Raw genomic sequence first — 15713 nt, 5'->3', positions numbered from 1 at the left:
TTGAGTGAGTAATTAGTTTTGTTGATTCGCGAGTAGGAAAAAGGTTAAAAAGCTATGTTTTTATTTTAAGCTAAGTCGTTTATTTAATAAATGGTTTACCAAAAAAATACCGCATACCAACCATTCACTTAATCAACCACTCAACCAAAATCAACCACCAAAAAATACTAACTTTGCCATCCCATGCACCTGCAACAGCTGTCAGTTATCAACTTTAAAAATTACGATGAGGCCGAACTGGTTTTCAGCGAGGAGGTTAATGCTTTTACGGGGAATAACGGAGCAGGCAAAACCAATCTGCTTGACGCAATTCATTACCTGTCGTTATGTAAAAGCTACTTTAATCCTATAGATAGCCAGCAAATCAAGCAAGGGGCCGACTTTTTTATCATTACCGGTACTTTTAACAAAAATGACCAGCCCGAAACGGTGGCCTGCTCGGTAAAGCGCAATCAGAAAAAACAGTTTAAACGTAATAAAAAGGATTATCAGCGCCTGGCCGATCATATCGGGTTGCTTCCGCTGGTTATGATATCGCCTAACGATACCAGTATCATTACTGAAGGGAGCGAAGAGCGTCGTAAGTTTATTGATAATGTAATATCGCAAACAGATAACCATTATTTAGATGAGCTGATAGTTTATAATAAGATCCTTACCAATCGTAACGCGCTTTTAAAACAGGTAAATGAAACAGGACGGTATGATGCCGGGTTGTTTGAAGTGATAAATGAGCAGTTAATGGACTCGGGCATGCGCATTTTTGAAAGACGGCGTGCTTTTATGGATACTTTTGTGCCGGTATTTAATCAGCATTATGATTTTTTGAGCGATAATGCCGAGCGCGTTGAACTGATATATGAATCACAATTGCTTGCCGATAATTTTGATAGTTTATTAAAGAAGAGTTTTGACCGGGATAAGGCACTGGAGCGTACTACAGCAGGTATTCATAAAGATGATCTGCAATTCAATATTCACGGTATGGCCATGAAGAAATTTGGATCGCAGGGCCAGCAAAAGTCATTTTTAATTGCACTTAAGCTTGCTCAGTATACTTTTCTGTACCAACAAAAAGGCTTTAAGCCATTGCTTTTGCTTGATGATATTTTTGATAAGCTTGATGACGGGCGCGTTACCAAATTAATGCAGATGGTATCAAATAATGATTTTGGGCAGGTTTTTATAACAGATACCGGGGTTGGGCGTGTGGAAAGTGTTTTTAATAAAATAGAAGTGCCTGTTAAACTATTTAAAGTAAAGGGAGGAGCTATCGATGCGTAAAACTAACGACAAAACACTGAAGGAAGCCATTGAGCAAATGCTTAATGTATATAAGATCAAACGGCGTTTTGACGAAACCGGTATTATTACGGCCTGGCCGGATCTGGTTGGTAAATCGGTAGCCAATCGTACTAAAGAGTTATTTGTACGCGACAAAAAATTATTCCTGCGGATAGAATCATCAGTAATAAAAAATGAACTGATGCTGATGCGCAGTCAGATAATTGAAAAGATAAATAATGAAGCTAAAAGTATACTGGTTGAGGAGATTATCTTCCTCTAAGCATGCGTAAGCCGTGGTGTTTTAACTTAATATCATCTGTAAGCTTTGAATAAGCAAGGATGAACAAGCCTGGAATAGTAAAAGCAAGTTGAGCTTCGGGGTGTGTTCTGTAAAGCATTAATGAGCCAATAACCAACAGCACCAGTATAAGTACGTAAAATATGTATTTGAATAGCGGTTTCATGTTGTGTGATATTATCGGTTTGTTTAAAAATGCAATATAGTTTAGGTATGTTTTGTAAAGTTACAAAAAACGTAACCATAATTACAAAAAAAACGTAAACATTTCGGGTGTAACTTTTCGGTTACGTAATTACACCCGAAATACATTAGTTAAAACCTTTCAAAAGCCGAGAAAAAGAAGTTTCCTTCAATGTCGGCATTTTCATCAGAGTCTGAACCGTGAACGGCATTTTCGCCAATTGACCTTGCATACAGGTTCCGGATAGTACCTTCAGCAGCGTCGGCAGGGTTAGTAGCACCGATCAGTTTGCGGAATTCGGCAATAGCGTTGTCTTTTTCAAGGATAGCAGCTACGATAGGGCCTGATGACATAAATTCAACCAAGCCGTTATAGAAAGGACGCTCTTTATGCACTTCATAAAACTGTCCGGCTTTTTCAGCAGATAATTTAGTGTATTTAAGGGCTACAATTTTAAAGCCGTTTTTTGTTATGATGTCTAAAATAGCACCGATATGGCCGTCAGCAACAGCATCAGGCTTTATCATGGTAAATGTTCTGTTAGTTTTCATTGAAATAATTGTTTCTTTTTTGGGTTATTAATAGACTAATTGCCTTTGTTGGGTTAGTTTTAAACCAAAAGCTTGCCATAGCTTATGGAGATATTTAAAATTTGCGGCAAAAATAGGCTTTTGTAACTGTAAGATAAAGCTTTTTGAATTAAATTAGATGGTTTGTATTTGATTAATTTATTTAGCTTTGCAACTCTTTTTTAAGAATTAATGTTTGATTTAGCTTCGCTTACTGACCTTTTAACGAAACCTCAAAAAATAGTGATCACAACCCATCATAAACCTGATGGAGATGCTATGGGGTCGTCATTAGGCTTATATAATTATTTAATACAGCAGGGCCATCATGCCAGGGTTATTGCCCCTACAGATTATCCTGATTTTTTAAGCTGGCTGCCCGGTAACGAGAATGTTATTATTTATACCGAGCACCGCGAAGAGGCTGCCGCCCTGATAGCCGAAGCGAAACTCATATTTTGTCTTGACTTCAACGCCTTAAGCCGTATCAATGATATGGGCGAACTGGTTGGCGAAAGCAGCGCCTACAAGATCATGATAGATCATCACCTGGAACCTGCCGATTTTGATGATTACAGGCACTGGGATATCAATGCCTGCGCTACAGCCCAACTGGTGTATGATTTTATAGTGAACCAGCTTCACCACAAAGAACTTGTAAATAAGGATGTGGCAACCTGTCTTTATACAGGCATCATGACCGATTCTGCTTCCTTCAGGCTTCCCAATACTACAGCTACAGTTCACCGTATAGTGGCTGATTTAATTGATGCCGGTGCGGTAAACTGGCGCATCCATGAGCTGGTATATAATAGTGCATCAGAAAGCAGGCTGCGCTTTTTAGGTCACTGCCTGGCTAATTGTCTTGAAGTATTGCCCGAATTTAATACAGCTATTATTGCGGTTAGTAAACATGATCTGGAACGGTTTGATGTTGAAACAGGCGATACAGAGGGTGTGGTAAACTATGCCTTATCAATGGCCAGCATCCGTTTGGCAGCTTTTATAGTTGAACGCAGTGACAGGGTAAAACTTTCATTACGTTCAAAAGGAGAGTTTCCGGCCAATGAAATCTGCAAAAAATACTTTAATGGCGGTGGTCACCGTAATGCGGCCGGCGGTCATTCTGATGATAGCCTTGAACAGGTTATACAACAATTTAAACAAATTTTACCCGAATATAAAAAGCTATTAATACAGTAAAAAAGTAATGATGAAAAGAAAACTGATGTTTCTGTCACTTGCGGCTATTGGATTTGCAAGTTGCAACGGTGGGTTTAAGCAGGGCGAAGGCGGCTTGCTTTACAATATCCACACTTCAAAAGGCAATCCTAAAGTTAAAGAAGGTGACTTTCTGACACTGAACATGATCCTTAAAACTGATAAGGACTCGATAATCAATAACTCATATGACAATGGACAGCCTATACCAACGCTGATGCCTAAGCCTCAAACAAAAGGTGATATTGTTTCTGGTTTAAGTTTATTGGGTGAAGGCGATAGCGCTACATTCAAAATTGCTGCCGATTCGGTATTTAAAGGTGGCCAGCAACGTCCTCCGGGCTTTAAAGGCAAATACCTTGTTTACACAATTAAAATTGAAAAGGTTATTACAAAAGGCGCACTTAGCGAGCAAATTTTCCGCGATCGTGTTACCCAATACATGAAAGGCCAAACCGATGCACTTAAAGGAAAAGAGCCAGCTAAGATCCAGGGTTATTTAGACGGACATAAAGACCTTAAGTTTGTAAAAACAGCATCGGGTTTAAACTATGCTGTTACTACACCAGGTAGCGGCGCTAATGTAGCAGTAGGCGATACCGCAGTAATTAACTATACTTTAAGGCTTGTTACCGGCAAAGTTTTAGAAACCAGCTCTAAAGAAGTTGCTGTAAAAGAGAAAATGCAGATCAACCCTATGAACCCTTATCAGCCTATCCGTATTCCGGTAGGTGAAGGTAAAGTGATCAAAGGTTGGGACGAAGCTTTCCCGTTATTTAATAAAGGTACTAAAGCAGTATTGGTTGTTCCGTCATCATTAGGTTACGGCGATCAGGGCAGTCAGCAAATGCAACCTTACACACCACTTGTATTTGAAGTTGAACTGGTAAATATTGTTCATCCAAATCCAAATGCACCGAAACCGGTTATGCCGCAAATGCAAATGCCAACTCCGGCAACAAAATAATTATACTATTTTACAAAGCCTTTCCTGCACCAGCAGGAAAGGCTTTTTTATTTATAGCTTATGAAAAAACATATTTTTTCCCTTTTATTGCCGGCCCTTTCTGCCTTTGCTTTAAATGCAGGTGCTCAAACGGCTGGTTTGCAAAAAACGGCTAAAGGTGCCCTTTACCAGATCTATACGGCAAACCCTGGCGACAAGGCTAAGATCAACGACGTACTTACCTTTAACTTTATCCAAAAAACAGATAAAGATTCGGTATTGTTTAGCAGTTATAAGGCAGGCCACCCGGTACAAGCCCAGGTTCAGGCTTCACAAAACGTAGGCGACCTGATGGATATATTCCCGCTGCTTGCGGCTAAAGACAGCGCCATCGTAAAAATCCCGACAGATTCGGTGTTTGTTGGTCATGAAGAAGCCCGTCCGCCATTTTTACCTAAAGGCAGCTTCCTTACCTTTATTTTAAAGATAGAGAAGGTACAATCATTAAATGATGCTATTGCCGAAAGGAATGCGGGCCTTGAAAAGCTAAAACAAGCCGAAACTGCGGAAAGGGAAAGCTATATTACAGCACACGGTCTTAAACCAGTTACTACAGCATCTGGCTTAAAATACGTGATAACAAGTCCAACAACAAAGAGAAAGCCGCTTAATGGCGACACCGTGTTGGTAAATTATACCGGGAAGTTGCTTAGCGGAAAGCTGTTTGATACAAGTATCGAAGCTAACGCCAAAGCGGCAGGCGTACAACAGCCGGGCCGCCCGTATGAGCCTATAAGCGTTGTTTTGGGCGAACACAGGGTAATATCAGGATGGGATGAAGGTTTGCTTTTATTGAACGAAGGTTCAAAAGCAACGTTCATCATCCCGTCAAACCTTGCTTATGGCGAGCGTGCCTACGGAGCGGATATCCCGGGATACAGTACACTGGTATTTGATATCGAACTGGTAAAAGTAAAACCGGGCAAACATGCCGCGGTTACCCCGAAGCCGGCCGCTGGTAAAACGCCGCTAAAAAAAGCCGGAGCAAAGAAACCGATCGCTAAAAAGAACTAAACAAAAAACCTCCTGCCAAAACAGGAGGTTTTTTGTTTACAGTCGCCGGGCAATTAATTGAAAGTATCGATACTTTACCGCTATAAATTCGTTATTAAGTATTCAAGGTTTATTTTTGCAGCATGGTTTTAACCGACACGCACACCCATCTATACTACGAAACCATTACCGAAAAACGCAGCGCGTTGATGCAGCGTTGTATTGATAATAACATTACCCGTTTGTTTTTACCCAATGTTGATGCTGCTTCCATACCACTGGTTTATGGTTTGGTGAATGACTATCCTCAATATTGTTACCCAATGCTGGGCCTGCATCCCTGCGATGTAAAGGCGAATTGGGAGGAAGAGCTTTCTGCCATTATGAACGCTCATCAACAAAATAAGATCTATGCTATAGGGGAGATAGGTATTGACCTGTATTGGGATAAAACGCATTTAAAAGAGCAGGTAGATGCTTTTGTAAAGCAGATCAACTGGGCTAAAAGTCTTGACCTGGCCATTGTGATCCATTGTCGTGATGCTTTTGACGAAGTATACGAGGTGCTGAAGCAGGAAGCAGATGAAAAGTTACGTGGCATCTTTCATTGTTTTGGGGGAACTGTAGAGCAGGCCCAAAAAGTGATCGACCTTAATTTTTACCTTGGGATAGGCGGTATCGTGACCTATAAAAACTCGGGACTTGACAAAGTAATACCGGAAATTGACTTAAAGCATATAGTTTTAGAAACAGATTCTCCGTACCTTACGCCCGTTCCGTTCAGGGGTAAACCTAATGAAAGCTCATACCTGGTGTACATAGCCCAGAAGGTTGCAGAGCTTCACCAAACAAGCATTGAAAAAGTGGCTGAGGTCACTACCGAAAATTCCAGGCTTGTGTTCGGAATTTAAATTGTTTAATATTTTACCACAGCATAAACTTAATTAATGAGCCAAATTTTGATCATCTATACCGGAGGGACAATAGGTATGATGAGTGATCCGGTTACAAAGGTGCTCAAGCCTATCAACTTTGAGCAAATAATGGATAATGTGCCCGAGCTTGAAAAGCTTAACTGCCGTATCAAAGTACACTCGTTTGACGAGATCATCGATTCATCAAATATGAACCCCGAGATTTGGAGCGAACTGGCCGGTTTGATCCAGTCAAACTATCATGATAATGATGGATTTGTGATTTTGCATGGATCCGATACCATGGCTTATACCGCATCGGCATTAAGTTTTATGTTAGAGAACTTAGGGAAGCCTATCATTTTCACCGGTTCGCAATTGCCGATAAGCGCCATCCGCACTGATGCGAAGGAAAACCTGATGACGGCTATTGAAATAGCCAAAGCTAAAAAGAATGATCGTGCCCGTGTACCCGAGGTTTGTATCTATTTTGATTATAAACTTTTCCGTGGTAACAGGGCTTTTAAGTATAACTCCTCAAAGTTTGAAGCTTTCCGCTCACCAAACTATCCGATACTTGCCGAATCGGGTGTACATTTGCGTTTCAGCGTAAACGATATCAGGCAGCCTGAAGACGAAAGCTCGCTGATAATTCATAATAACCTGGTAAGCGATGTTGGTGTATTGAAACTGTACCCGGGCATAAGCCCTAAGGTTGTTGAAAACATTTTAAGCGCCGATGTGCGTGGTATAGTAATGGAAACTTTTGGTGCCGGTAACACCACAACCGATGCATGGTTTATCGATTTGCTTAAAAATGCAGTAGATAGCGGCAAAGTGATCCTTGATATTTCGCAATGTAAAGTAGGTACTGTTGAATTGGGCCGTTATGAGACCAGCAAGCACCTTAAAGATATCGGCATAGCTAACGGTTATGACATGACCTTTGAATCGGCCGTGACCAAAATGATGTACCTGCTGGGCCAAAGCGATGATCCTTTGCAGGTTAAAGAATGGCTCGAGACGGATTTGAGGGGCGAGATCACGGTATCGTAAGTAAGATAAAATATAAAATGGCTGTCATACTGAGCTCGTCGAAGTATGGTGGGTGGGGCCTCTGCGCACGACCCTTCGACAAGCTCAAGGTGACAGCCTTTGTCATTCCGGGTTAAACATCGCCACTAAATTCTTTAACCCATCGGCAGAATGCAATGAATCCGTTTGCTCCAATGTCATGGCGGCAGTTTCTAATGCCCTTGCGCGCATCTGTTTTTCATAAGCTGCTATCGCATCATGTGTATCGGCAAAATTATCGCTAAGCAGGCATTCGGCCAGTTCCAAAGCATCGAGCATGGCCATGTTTACACCTTCGCCGGCATAAGGTGGCATCAAGTGAGCGGCATCGCCAAGCATGGTTAAATTAGGCAGAGCTTCCCAGGTTTGATCTAAAGGCATACAATACTGTGGCCGTGGAATAAATACCGGTTCGGCATTTTCAAATAGCTCGTCCCATATGCTGCTCCAATCGGCAAATTCCTGTTTAAACCATGCAGATACCAGTGCCTTATCTTTAAAATCAATCCCGCTATCCTGCAACCATGATTCGGCAGATTTAAGGCCTGCGTAAAATACCAGGCTGCCATCGCCTTTTGAGCTCACTATCAGTGTTTTTTCATCGCCCATGGCAAATATTTTACCCCCATTCAAAAGTTGATGGATGCGTGGAGTTGCCTTTTCTGAGTCATAAACAGCGCCTTCTATCACGCTTACCCCGGCATAAAAAGGTTTGATTGGCGTAACGTATGGGCGGATCCTTGAATTGGCGCCATCTGCAGCTATCACCAGGTCGGCATGAGCAGTAGTGCCATTTTTAAACTCGAGTTTAATTGTGCTATCCAGCTCTGTGAGTGATAAAAATTGGCTATCCCAAACAACCGTATCCGGTTGAAGGGAATTGAGCAGGATTTTTCTTAACGGGCCGCGGTCAATTTCGGGGCGGTTATAGGAGCCGCCGTCTGCACCATGTTCATCAAGCACAATGCTGCCATTTTTGTCTACAACACGGAGCTTATCGGCGCCGGGGCGGTAATTGGCATTAAATGCATCCGTCAAACCGGCCACTTCGAGCGCTTTTAAACCCGATTCTTCATGCAGATCAAGTGTGGCGCCCTGTACCCGTACTTCCCGGTTTAGGTCGCGCTCGTAAACTTTTACGCTGGCTCCGTTCATCTGTAGGATCCGGGCAAGGGTTAGCCCACCGGGACCGCCGCCTACAATTGCTATGTTTTTGTTTTTAATTGCTTTCATGTTGTTTAATTATTTCATCATACCTTTTATCACTGCATCGCAACAGACTGCCATTACTTCGTTGGTAATGATCTGTACCGGCCGGTCAGCGTGATCAAAATACTCGTTCACCAAATCCAACAGCGGAGAGAACAACAATGCCCGCTGCGCGTCAAAAGGAAGATCGCGAATGATGCCTTCTTTTACCTTAGCCTCCATAAACTGGTGAATGGGCGCAAAGAACTGTCCCTGCCGGATATTTTGCTTTTGATAGGCTTTATTCAGCAGCGGCGAGGATTTGCCATACAAGATCAGTGCGAAGTGTGTGCGGTTGTTTTTTAAATATTGAAAACCGTTGTCCCAGAGTTTTTTTACACCGGTTTCGAAATCCATCCCTTCATTAAATTCATTTAAAATAGCGGCTTCGTAAGCTCCCAAAACCTCGGTAATGAAAAGCTTGATCAGTAAGTCATCCTTATCCTCGTATTTAATATAAATGGTACGTGGCGATACGTTGGCTGCCTTTGCCAGTTTCTGCATGCTGAGGTTTTCCAATCCTTCGTTGGCGATAATGTCAAGAGCAATGGTACGGATGGCTTGTTCCTTTTCTAAATTCTTTGGCCTCATAATGTGAGTAATTTGAATTACGATACAATTATAAGTAAATGTTTATTTACTTATAATGTTTTTCTTTTAAATGACTTTGGAATGATAGGTAGAGATTTCATGACGCGTGGCAAATTTTATCCTATAATGTTTAAATTTATATGATGGATGCAATTGATAGTATAAATATAACCTACAGACTTAACAGCTCTGTAGCCGAAGTATGGAAAGCATGGACTAATCCAAATCTCATCCTAAAATGGTTTGGCTCCGACCCAAATGGTACCGGAATTGACGCCCTACTTGACGTACGGCCAGGTGGCATTTTTGAAGTTTCCTTTAAAAATGGAGACGGAACAGCACATACCTGCTACGGCGTTTATACCGAAGTTGAAGAGCCCAATAAACTAACCTTTACGTGGATGTGGAAAAGTGAGCCGGGAGTTGAGTCATTAGTTACAGTATTGTTAAGGCCGGATGGCGATACTACTGAAATGCAATTTCAACATGCGCATGTTGGCTATGAATCAGCACATGATTACGAGCTTGGCTGGAAATCAACTTTTCAAAAACTGGAAAAGATGTTAATTAGCAGCAACTAATCTATCATTCCACCTCAACTTCCCTCGGAAACCTCTTAAACACTTCTTCAAACGAAAGATCAGGATATTGTGCACTCGCCTTATCCATAATAAACTGTAGCTGCTCATATTCAAAAGAAGCGATCTGCTGATTTTCCCATTTCTTTTCGCCGGAGCCGTAGGGGATCAGCCATTTTACTACGGCTTTCATACCCCTGCCATCGGCAGTTTGTTTGTGCCACAGGTCGATATCTACATGGCTTGCCAGTATGGCCAGCTGGCACCAGGCATATAGGTTCATATTTACATAATCCCATGATTTGGTGCGGGCCAGTTCAAGGGGCTGTGCACCTTCAGGGGTAAATTGTTTTTCTATCCGGGATACAGTAGTATTTTGCAGTAATTGTATAGCCGTTGCCTTATCGCTCGTAAAAAGGGAATAGTCAATAAGTTGTACGTCATAATACGAACCATGGTTATTGAGCTGAGAATGTTCATCTTTACCATTAGGGCTATTTTGAAGCCAGCCGGTAAAAGCTTTAAACCAATCTTTGATATCGTTTATAAGTTTGTCATCAACTATATTGCTGCCATTTAACATTGCTATGGCATCGGGTATGGCGGTTAGTTCACGGCTTTCAATAATGCCAATACCGCGACCGTCATTTAATCCGGGGATATACTGAGCATAATTTAAATTAGGGTTCATGTGGGTTGCAGGATCAATGAACCAGGTTTGCAATAAGGTCTTGGCCTTTAATGCATATTTTTCATTCCCGGTATAGTAGTAGGCAAACGCCAATTGTTTTACTGCTGTACACATATCGCCCAGTTGACTGCGGTCGTGCAATAAATAAATTTCGGGGTTGCGCTCACCATCTTTGCGGATATAAGGTAAACCATTGGGTTTTGTCTTATCGGCCCACCAGTAAGGTGCCTGGCTAACATAATCATGCTTATCGTTGCTGGGTGCTGTTTTGGTTTTGTTAAAAGTGACCGAATAGGGGCCTTTAGTAAGTGCACTGTCTGCCCGGCTGATTATGGCGTTAATTTTTGTAGATGCTTCTTTATCTCCCTGCTTTAAAAGTTGTCTGGATTTGGCTAATAGTTGCTCATCAACTAACAGAAAGCTTGTTTTTTGCTGTGCAAAGGATAATTTATTAAACATAACAAATAGCAAAAGCAACGAGGCAGATAGTTTTTTGAATTTCATAAGATAGGGCAAGGTTTGGTATACCTTGCAGTACGCTAAAATATCCTTTTATTAATTATCGCCATAAAGCCATCTTTAAATTTTTCGCTTACCGGGATATGCTTATCAGCGATATAAATATGGTTATCCTGAATTTTTACCAGTTGTTTGGTGTTTACAATGTAGGAGTTGTGTACCCGTACAAAGGGTACAGAAAGCTGTTCTTCAATATCCTTAAGCCGACGGTAAATGAGTAGTTGTTCCTGGGTGGTTACTAGGCGTACATACTCCTTTTCTCCCTCAAAGTATAGGATCTCATCCAGTAAGATCCGGCGTAATACTTTGCCCGATTTTACAAAGAAATATCCTTCATCATTAACCGGGGCTTGCTGAATTGCAGGCTCAGGCTTACCGAAATATCCCTCTATCTTTTGCATTGCGGCCAAAAAGCGCTTCAGTGTGATGGGCTTGAGCAGGTAATCAATAGTTTGATAAGTATAGCTTTCGGCTGCGTACTCTGAATAGGCGGTGGTGAATACAATTTTTGTTTGTGGCGGAAGCAGACCTGCAAGCTCCATGCCTGTTAGTTGCGGCATGTTGATATCCAGGAAAATAAAATCGACCTTATGGTTTTTTAAAAAGGCCAGGGCTTCAAGCGCATTGTAGCATTTGGCTTTAAGCTGCCATTGGGTACTTTGCTGCACCAGCATCTCCAGCAGGTTCACCGCATTGGGCTCGTCGTCGATTATGATACAGCTTAAATTCATGTTACCGGAATCTTTAAAAATGCTGCAAAGGTGTTGTTGCTTTTATCAATTTTCAGCTCAAAGTTTGAGCCGTACAGCATGGTTAGCCTTTTGGTTAAATTAGCAATCCCAAAACCAGCATTACGCTTGCTGGCTACTTCGGCATGAATGGCGTTATTGGTTTTAAAAAACAGGTACCCATCCTGTTGAATCAAAGATATACCAATAAGATTTTGCTCGCTCGATTTATCGATGCCGTGCTTAAAAATATTTTCTACAAAAGTCATGAGCAACATAGGCGGAATGCGAAGATCAGAATTGAAATTCTTTTCAAAAAATACCACTACCTCGTGCCTGATCCTGATCTTTTCTAACGCGATGTAATTTTCAATAAACTGCACTTCTGTGCCAATAGTGACATCATCCTTCGGGCTCTCATCAACAAAATAGCGCATAATATCTGAAAGCCGCTCTATCAAAGCAGCTGTGCGGGGCGATTCACGATAAGCCTCATAATATATATTGTTAAGTGTATTGAACAAAAAGTGAGGCTGTACCTGCGATTTCAACATGTTCAACTCGGCCTGGCTTTTTTGTACCATGATCTCTTCGGTTTGCTGTTTTAATTTAAAATAGGCAATCGCGATCCGGAAAATAAGGCTCAATATAAAAATAAGTACTCCGCCCGAAGCGTATTTGATTATTGCTTCCTGATTAATGCTTTCCGGCGTTTTAGCGAAAAATGTGTTATAAACCCAAAGGGTTAAATATCCCCGGAGTATGCCGGTTGCAATTAAAAAAATTATAACCAGCAGCACATACCAAACGTATTTGCCTTTTTGATAAAACATTGGGAACAGGAACAGAATATTGCCATATATAATAACCGCATAAAATGCTGTGTTCACACAGGTATAAATGGCTGATTGCCCTGCACCATCCATCGGCAGATAAGAAAAGAATAGCAACAAAGACACCGACAGCCAGATCAAAAGCTGGAGTTGTTTAATTGTTGGCCGGGTTTTAAATAATTGCATTTTTAAAATTACTTAGCTTTTTGTTTGTTGATGCCGGTTTTAAACCGATGCCGGCATTTATTAAATGAATGACCCAAAGCATTCAACAAGGCGGGTGGCAGGTATATTATTGAATAAATACGGTATCGGGTTAAAAAGAACGCAGCATTGGTTTAACTGATTTTACCGGGTTGCTGATAAAGGGCAGCTTTGAACTATTAACAGAGATTATCCTTATCAAACAATCAAATTATCATGAAAACTGAACAATTAGCCGAAAAAATAATAGCTGTAAGCCTAAGCCTTTTATTGTTGTTATCGCATACACCTAAAGTATTTGCCCAAACCGATACCATCCGCGTAAAAGACAAACGCCTGCTTACATCAGCGCTTAAGCCCGGGTTAAAACAATACCTTGTATACTTTCAAAATACGAAAGACAACCGCAGCCTGAAATTCTGGCTTTGGCTGCGCAATATTAGCCTCGAAACCCGTAATAATGAAAAGGTATTTACCGTAACCCAGCACTGGTATGGCAGTGACAGCTCATCATACCGCTCTGTTTATTCCATTAACAGGGCGGTTGATTTCGCGCCTCTTTATCATTCAGAAACCATCGGCAAAAAAACAAAAGCCTTTAACTGGGCTGCTGATAAAGTGTTAAGTGCCGATACCGTTGCCAGTAACGAGGCGGAAAATTTTAAGCTTGATTTTGCCTTTGCCAACTTTAACTGGAATTTAGACATCGAAACCTTTGAGATGTTACCACTGGCCGAAGGCAAAAGTTTCGCCATCCCTTTTTATGAAGCCGGGATTCCCGCCCCGCTTTATGTATTATACAAGGTAACCGGCAGCGAGGTAATTACCACATGGGATGGAAACAAGGTTGATTGCTGGAAATTGTTCAATGAAAGTGATTACAACGGTCGCCATTTTACCGAAACCTATTGGATCAGCAAAAAGAACCATGAGTTTTTAAAGGAAGAAGATTCTTTTGCAGGAGGTTATCGGTATAAGGTAAAAATGATGAGTGCTGCAACTAATTTGCTGCCGAGGTTTGTGAAGTAGAAATATATCGTATAGACGCATAATTGCGTCTCCCGCAGGACAAGCAGGCATCACAAGACCTGCATATTCTGAGACGCAATTATGCGTCTCTACATTAAAAGGAAATAAAAATAGCCGGGGCTATGATACTAAAATCATAGCCCGGCCTTTTGTATGAGCAGTTAATAGTTTTATTGGTTTAGGCCGAAAGCTTCCCAGCCTGATGCTGTAACACGGGTACAGGTCATGGCTTGTGTGCCGTTTTCGCTTGAGATGAATTTGCCGTTATTGCCCCTTATCGTTATTTTGCCATCAGCGGCAACTATCCAGTCAAATTTCTCCCAATCGCCGGGTGTGGTACGGTTACAAGTAATAGCTTGAGTGCCGTTTTCTGAGGATACATATTTGCCCATACTGCGCAGATAAATTTTGCCTGCGCCTGCGTCAAGCACGGTAAAATGTTCCCAATCACCGGCCGTGGTGCGGGTGCAGGTCATGGCTTGTGTGCCGTTTTCGCCGCTCACGTATTTGTTATTAAATCCTTTAAGCGATATTACGGTACCAATAGGTGGGGTGCCTGTAGGTGGTGTTGTGCTGCCGTTAATAACTGAGTTAATGGCCGAAAGTAGCGAATTTGCGCCCGTAGCATCCTGAGATAATTCCCACATCATGATACCGCCGCCCTGGTTAATGGCCAGCGTAGTTTTGCTTTTAATGGTTGGGATGCCGTTGTAGCCTATCCCATTCCATGTGTCCGAATTGGGGCTTCCACCGCCAGCAAGGATATCGGCGTACGAAGTATAAGGTTCGCGGCCATAAAACGGAACGCCTAAAATGGCTTTTGCTTTTGGTAACCCTCTGCCGATCCAATAGTTTAACGAAGTTTGCGCTAATGAATATGGTGAGTGGTTTGAACCTTCACCATCATAGGCCATCAGGTTTAGGAAATCCACATAGCTGAATACGCTGTTCAATACGCCCGATCCATCATTTGATATTACGGCGGCGGTTAACAACTTTCCCTGGTTATGCAGGGCAGTGCTTAATTGTGACATCAGCGCTGCGTAATTATTGGCCGATGCACCATCATCAGGATATTCCCAGTCAATATCAATCCCATCCAGGTTATACTGATTGGCAAAGCTGATGAGGTTGTTTACAAAATTGGTACGGGAAGTTGAGTTTGCCGCCAGGGTTTCGAAGACACTGTCGTTACCATCGTTCCAGCCGCCGAAAGATACCAGTACTTTTACGCCATTGGCATGACCTGTTGATACCAGGCTTTGCAGTTTGGATACATTGTCCACGGCGCCTATCCCGCCCGAAGTGGTTGGCTGAACAAACGCATAATTTACATGGGTAAGTTTTGAAAACTGCACAGAACTTACGGCGCCTGCCCAGCTTGGCAGATAACCTACTACCTTAAAGCCGGGTACGGCATCAACTGCTACTGATTTTTGAGCGCTGTTATCAACCGGGTTATTAGGCTGATTGGGAGAAAAATTGTCCTTACGGCACGATGAAAGTGCAAAGAATACTACTGCTATGCACCATAGCAGGCGGGATTTTAAAGTTGCTTTCATAAAGGTGGTTTATTGGTGAATGAATGTGGCGGATGCAGGTTATATAAGCTATGTTAAAATCGTTGTCATTTCGACGAACAGAAGGGATAGACTGCGCGAGTGGGTGAGGAGAAATCTTATACGCCTTGCTTCACGCTATGTATCGTGAGTCTATATGGCGTATAAGGTTTCTCTTTCGCCCCCT

Annotated in this window: 17 protein-coding genes; 9 read left to right on the top strand and 8 right to left on the bottom strand. The window is 42.0% G+C overall.

Features of this window, described 5'->3' with window-relative positions; translation table 11 throughout:
- Positions 1-183: 183 nt before the first annotated feature.
- Both recF and AC1DUD_RS20910 read left to right on the top strand, forming a co-directional pair.
- On the top strand, positions 184-1284 hold the full coding sequence (recF, locus tag AC1DUD_RS20915) for a DNA replication/repair protein RecF (protein ID WP_477377933.1): 1101 nt from the start codon (positions 184-186) through the stop codon (positions 1282-1284).
- The gene (locus AC1DUD_RS20910) at positions 1277-1567 is read left to right on the top strand and encodes a DciA family protein (protein WP_477377931.1); all 291 of its coding nucleotides are present in this window, start codon (positions 1277-1279) and stop codon (positions 1565-1567) included. Before recF ends, AC1DUD_RS20910 begins: the two co-directional genes overlap by 8 nt.
- Here AC1DUD_RS20910 and AC1DUD_RS20905 read toward each other — a convergent pair.
- On the bottom strand, positions 1554-1751 hold the full coding sequence (locus tag AC1DUD_RS20905) for a hypothetical protein (protein ID WP_147446141.1): 198 nt from the start codon (positions 1749-1751) through the stop codon (positions 1554-1556). The genes AC1DUD_RS20910 and AC1DUD_RS20905 overlap by 14 nt on opposite strands.
- A 149-nt stretch (positions 1752-1900) precedes the next feature.
- Entirely contained in the window at positions 1901-2320 is a 420-nt protein-coding gene (locus AC1DUD_RS20900) for a nucleoside-diphosphate kinase (protein WP_477377928.1), read from the bottom strand.
- 210 nt (positions 2321-2530) lie between these two features.
- Between AC1DUD_RS20900 and AC1DUD_RS20895 the strand changes: the two genes are divergently transcribed.
- The 5 genes from AC1DUD_RS20895 (at position 2531) to AC1DUD_RS20875 (ending at position 7528) form a co-directional block, all read left to right on the top strand.
- Complete coding sequence (locus AC1DUD_RS20895) at positions 2531-3541, top strand: DHH family phosphoesterase (protein WP_477377926.1); 1011 nt, start codon at positions 2531-2533, stop codon at positions 3539-3541.
- A 7-nt stretch (positions 3542-3548) separates the two neighbouring features.
- Positions 3549-4526, top strand: coding sequence for an FKBP-type peptidyl-prolyl cis-trans isomerase (locus AC1DUD_RS20890; RefSeq protein WP_477377924.1), 978 nt, complete (start codon positions 3549-3551; stop codon positions 4524-4526).
- Between the two features lie 60 nt (positions 4527-4586).
- Positions 4587-5579 (top strand): FKBP-type peptidyl-prolyl cis-trans isomerase, encoded by a 993-nt coding sequence (locus AC1DUD_RS20885; RefSeq protein ID WP_477377921.1) that lies wholly within the window; start codon positions 4587-4589, stop codon positions 5577-5579.
- Between the two features lie 122 nt (positions 5580-5701).
- Positions 5702-6469 carry a TatD family hydrolase gene (locus AC1DUD_RS20880; RefSeq protein ID WP_477377919.1) on the top strand — a complete coding sequence of 256 codons (768 nt, stop codon included), beginning with the start codon at positions 5702-5704 and terminating at the stop codon, positions 6467-6469.
- Between the two features lie 36 nt (positions 6470-6505).
- Positions 6506-7528 carry an asparaginase gene (locus tag AC1DUD_RS20875; RefSeq protein WP_477377917.1) on the top strand — a complete coding sequence of 341 codons (1023 nt, stop codon included), beginning with the start codon at positions 6506-6508 and terminating at the stop codon, positions 7526-7528.
- A gap of 102 nt (positions 7529-7630) precedes the next feature.
- Here the strand turns inward: AC1DUD_RS20875 and AC1DUD_RS20870 are convergent, their stop codons facing one another.
- Entirely contained in the window at positions 7631-8779 is a 1149-nt protein-coding gene (locus tag AC1DUD_RS20870) for an FAD-dependent oxidoreductase (RefSeq protein ID WP_477377915.1), read from the bottom strand.
- 9 nt (positions 8780-8788) lie between these two features.
- Positions 8789-9385 (bottom strand): TetR/AcrR family transcriptional regulator, encoded by a 597-nt coding sequence (locus AC1DUD_RS20865; RefSeq protein WP_477377913.1) that lies wholly within the window; start codon positions 9383-9385, stop codon positions 8789-8791.
- A 140-nt stretch (positions 9386-9525) separates the two neighbouring features.
- Here AC1DUD_RS20865 and AC1DUD_RS20860 point away from each other — a divergent pair, with 140 nt between their 5' ends.
- On the top strand, positions 9526-9966 hold the full coding sequence (locus tag AC1DUD_RS20860) for an SRPBCC family protein (RefSeq protein ID WP_477377911.1): 441 nt from the start codon (positions 9526-9528) through the stop codon (positions 9964-9966).
- A 4-nt stretch (positions 9967-9970) separates the two neighbouring features.
- On the opposite strand, the gene AC1DUD_RS20855 is transcribed toward AC1DUD_RS20860, so the two are convergent.
- Genes AC1DUD_RS20855 through AC1DUD_RS20845 form a run of 3 tightly spaced genes read right to left on the bottom strand, consistent with a single transcriptional unit; the run spans position 9971 to position 12920 of the window.
- Positions 9971-11158 carry an alginate lyase family protein gene (locus AC1DUD_RS20855; RefSeq protein ID WP_477377909.1) on the bottom strand — a complete coding sequence of 396 codons (1188 nt, stop codon included), beginning with the start codon at positions 11156-11158 and terminating at the stop codon, positions 9971-9973.
- Between the two features lie 35 nt (positions 11159-11193).
- Entirely contained in the window at positions 11194-11904 is a 711-nt protein-coding gene (locus tag AC1DUD_RS20850) for a LytR/AlgR family response regulator transcription factor (RefSeq protein WP_477377907.1), read from the bottom strand.
- On the bottom strand, positions 11901-12920 hold the full coding sequence (locus AC1DUD_RS20845; protein WP_477377905.1) for a sensor histidine kinase: 1020 nt from the start codon (positions 12918-12920) through the stop codon (positions 11901-11903). Before AC1DUD_RS20845 ends, AC1DUD_RS20850 begins: the two co-directional genes overlap by 4 nt.
- Positions 12921-13154: 234 nt before the next feature.
- On the opposite strand from AC1DUD_RS20845, the gene AC1DUD_RS20840 reads away from it, so the two are divergent.
- Positions 13155-13967, top strand: coding sequence for a DUF3108 domain-containing protein (locus tag AC1DUD_RS20840; protein ID WP_477377903.1), 813 nt, complete (start codon positions 13155-13157; stop codon positions 13965-13967).
- 170 nt (positions 13968-14137) lie between these two features.
- On the opposite strand, the gene AC1DUD_RS20835 is transcribed toward AC1DUD_RS20840, so the two are convergent.
- Positions 14138-15529 (bottom strand): glycosyl hydrolase family 18 protein, encoded by a 1392-nt coding sequence (locus AC1DUD_RS20835; RefSeq protein ID WP_477377901.1) that lies wholly within the window; start codon positions 15527-15529, stop codon positions 14138-14140.
- Positions 15530-15713: the final 184 nt, after the last annotated feature.

It is taken from the genome of Mucilaginibacter sp. P4_A11, assembly GCF_056402535.1.
This window is presented reverse-complemented; position numbering and strand designations above follow the sequence as displayed.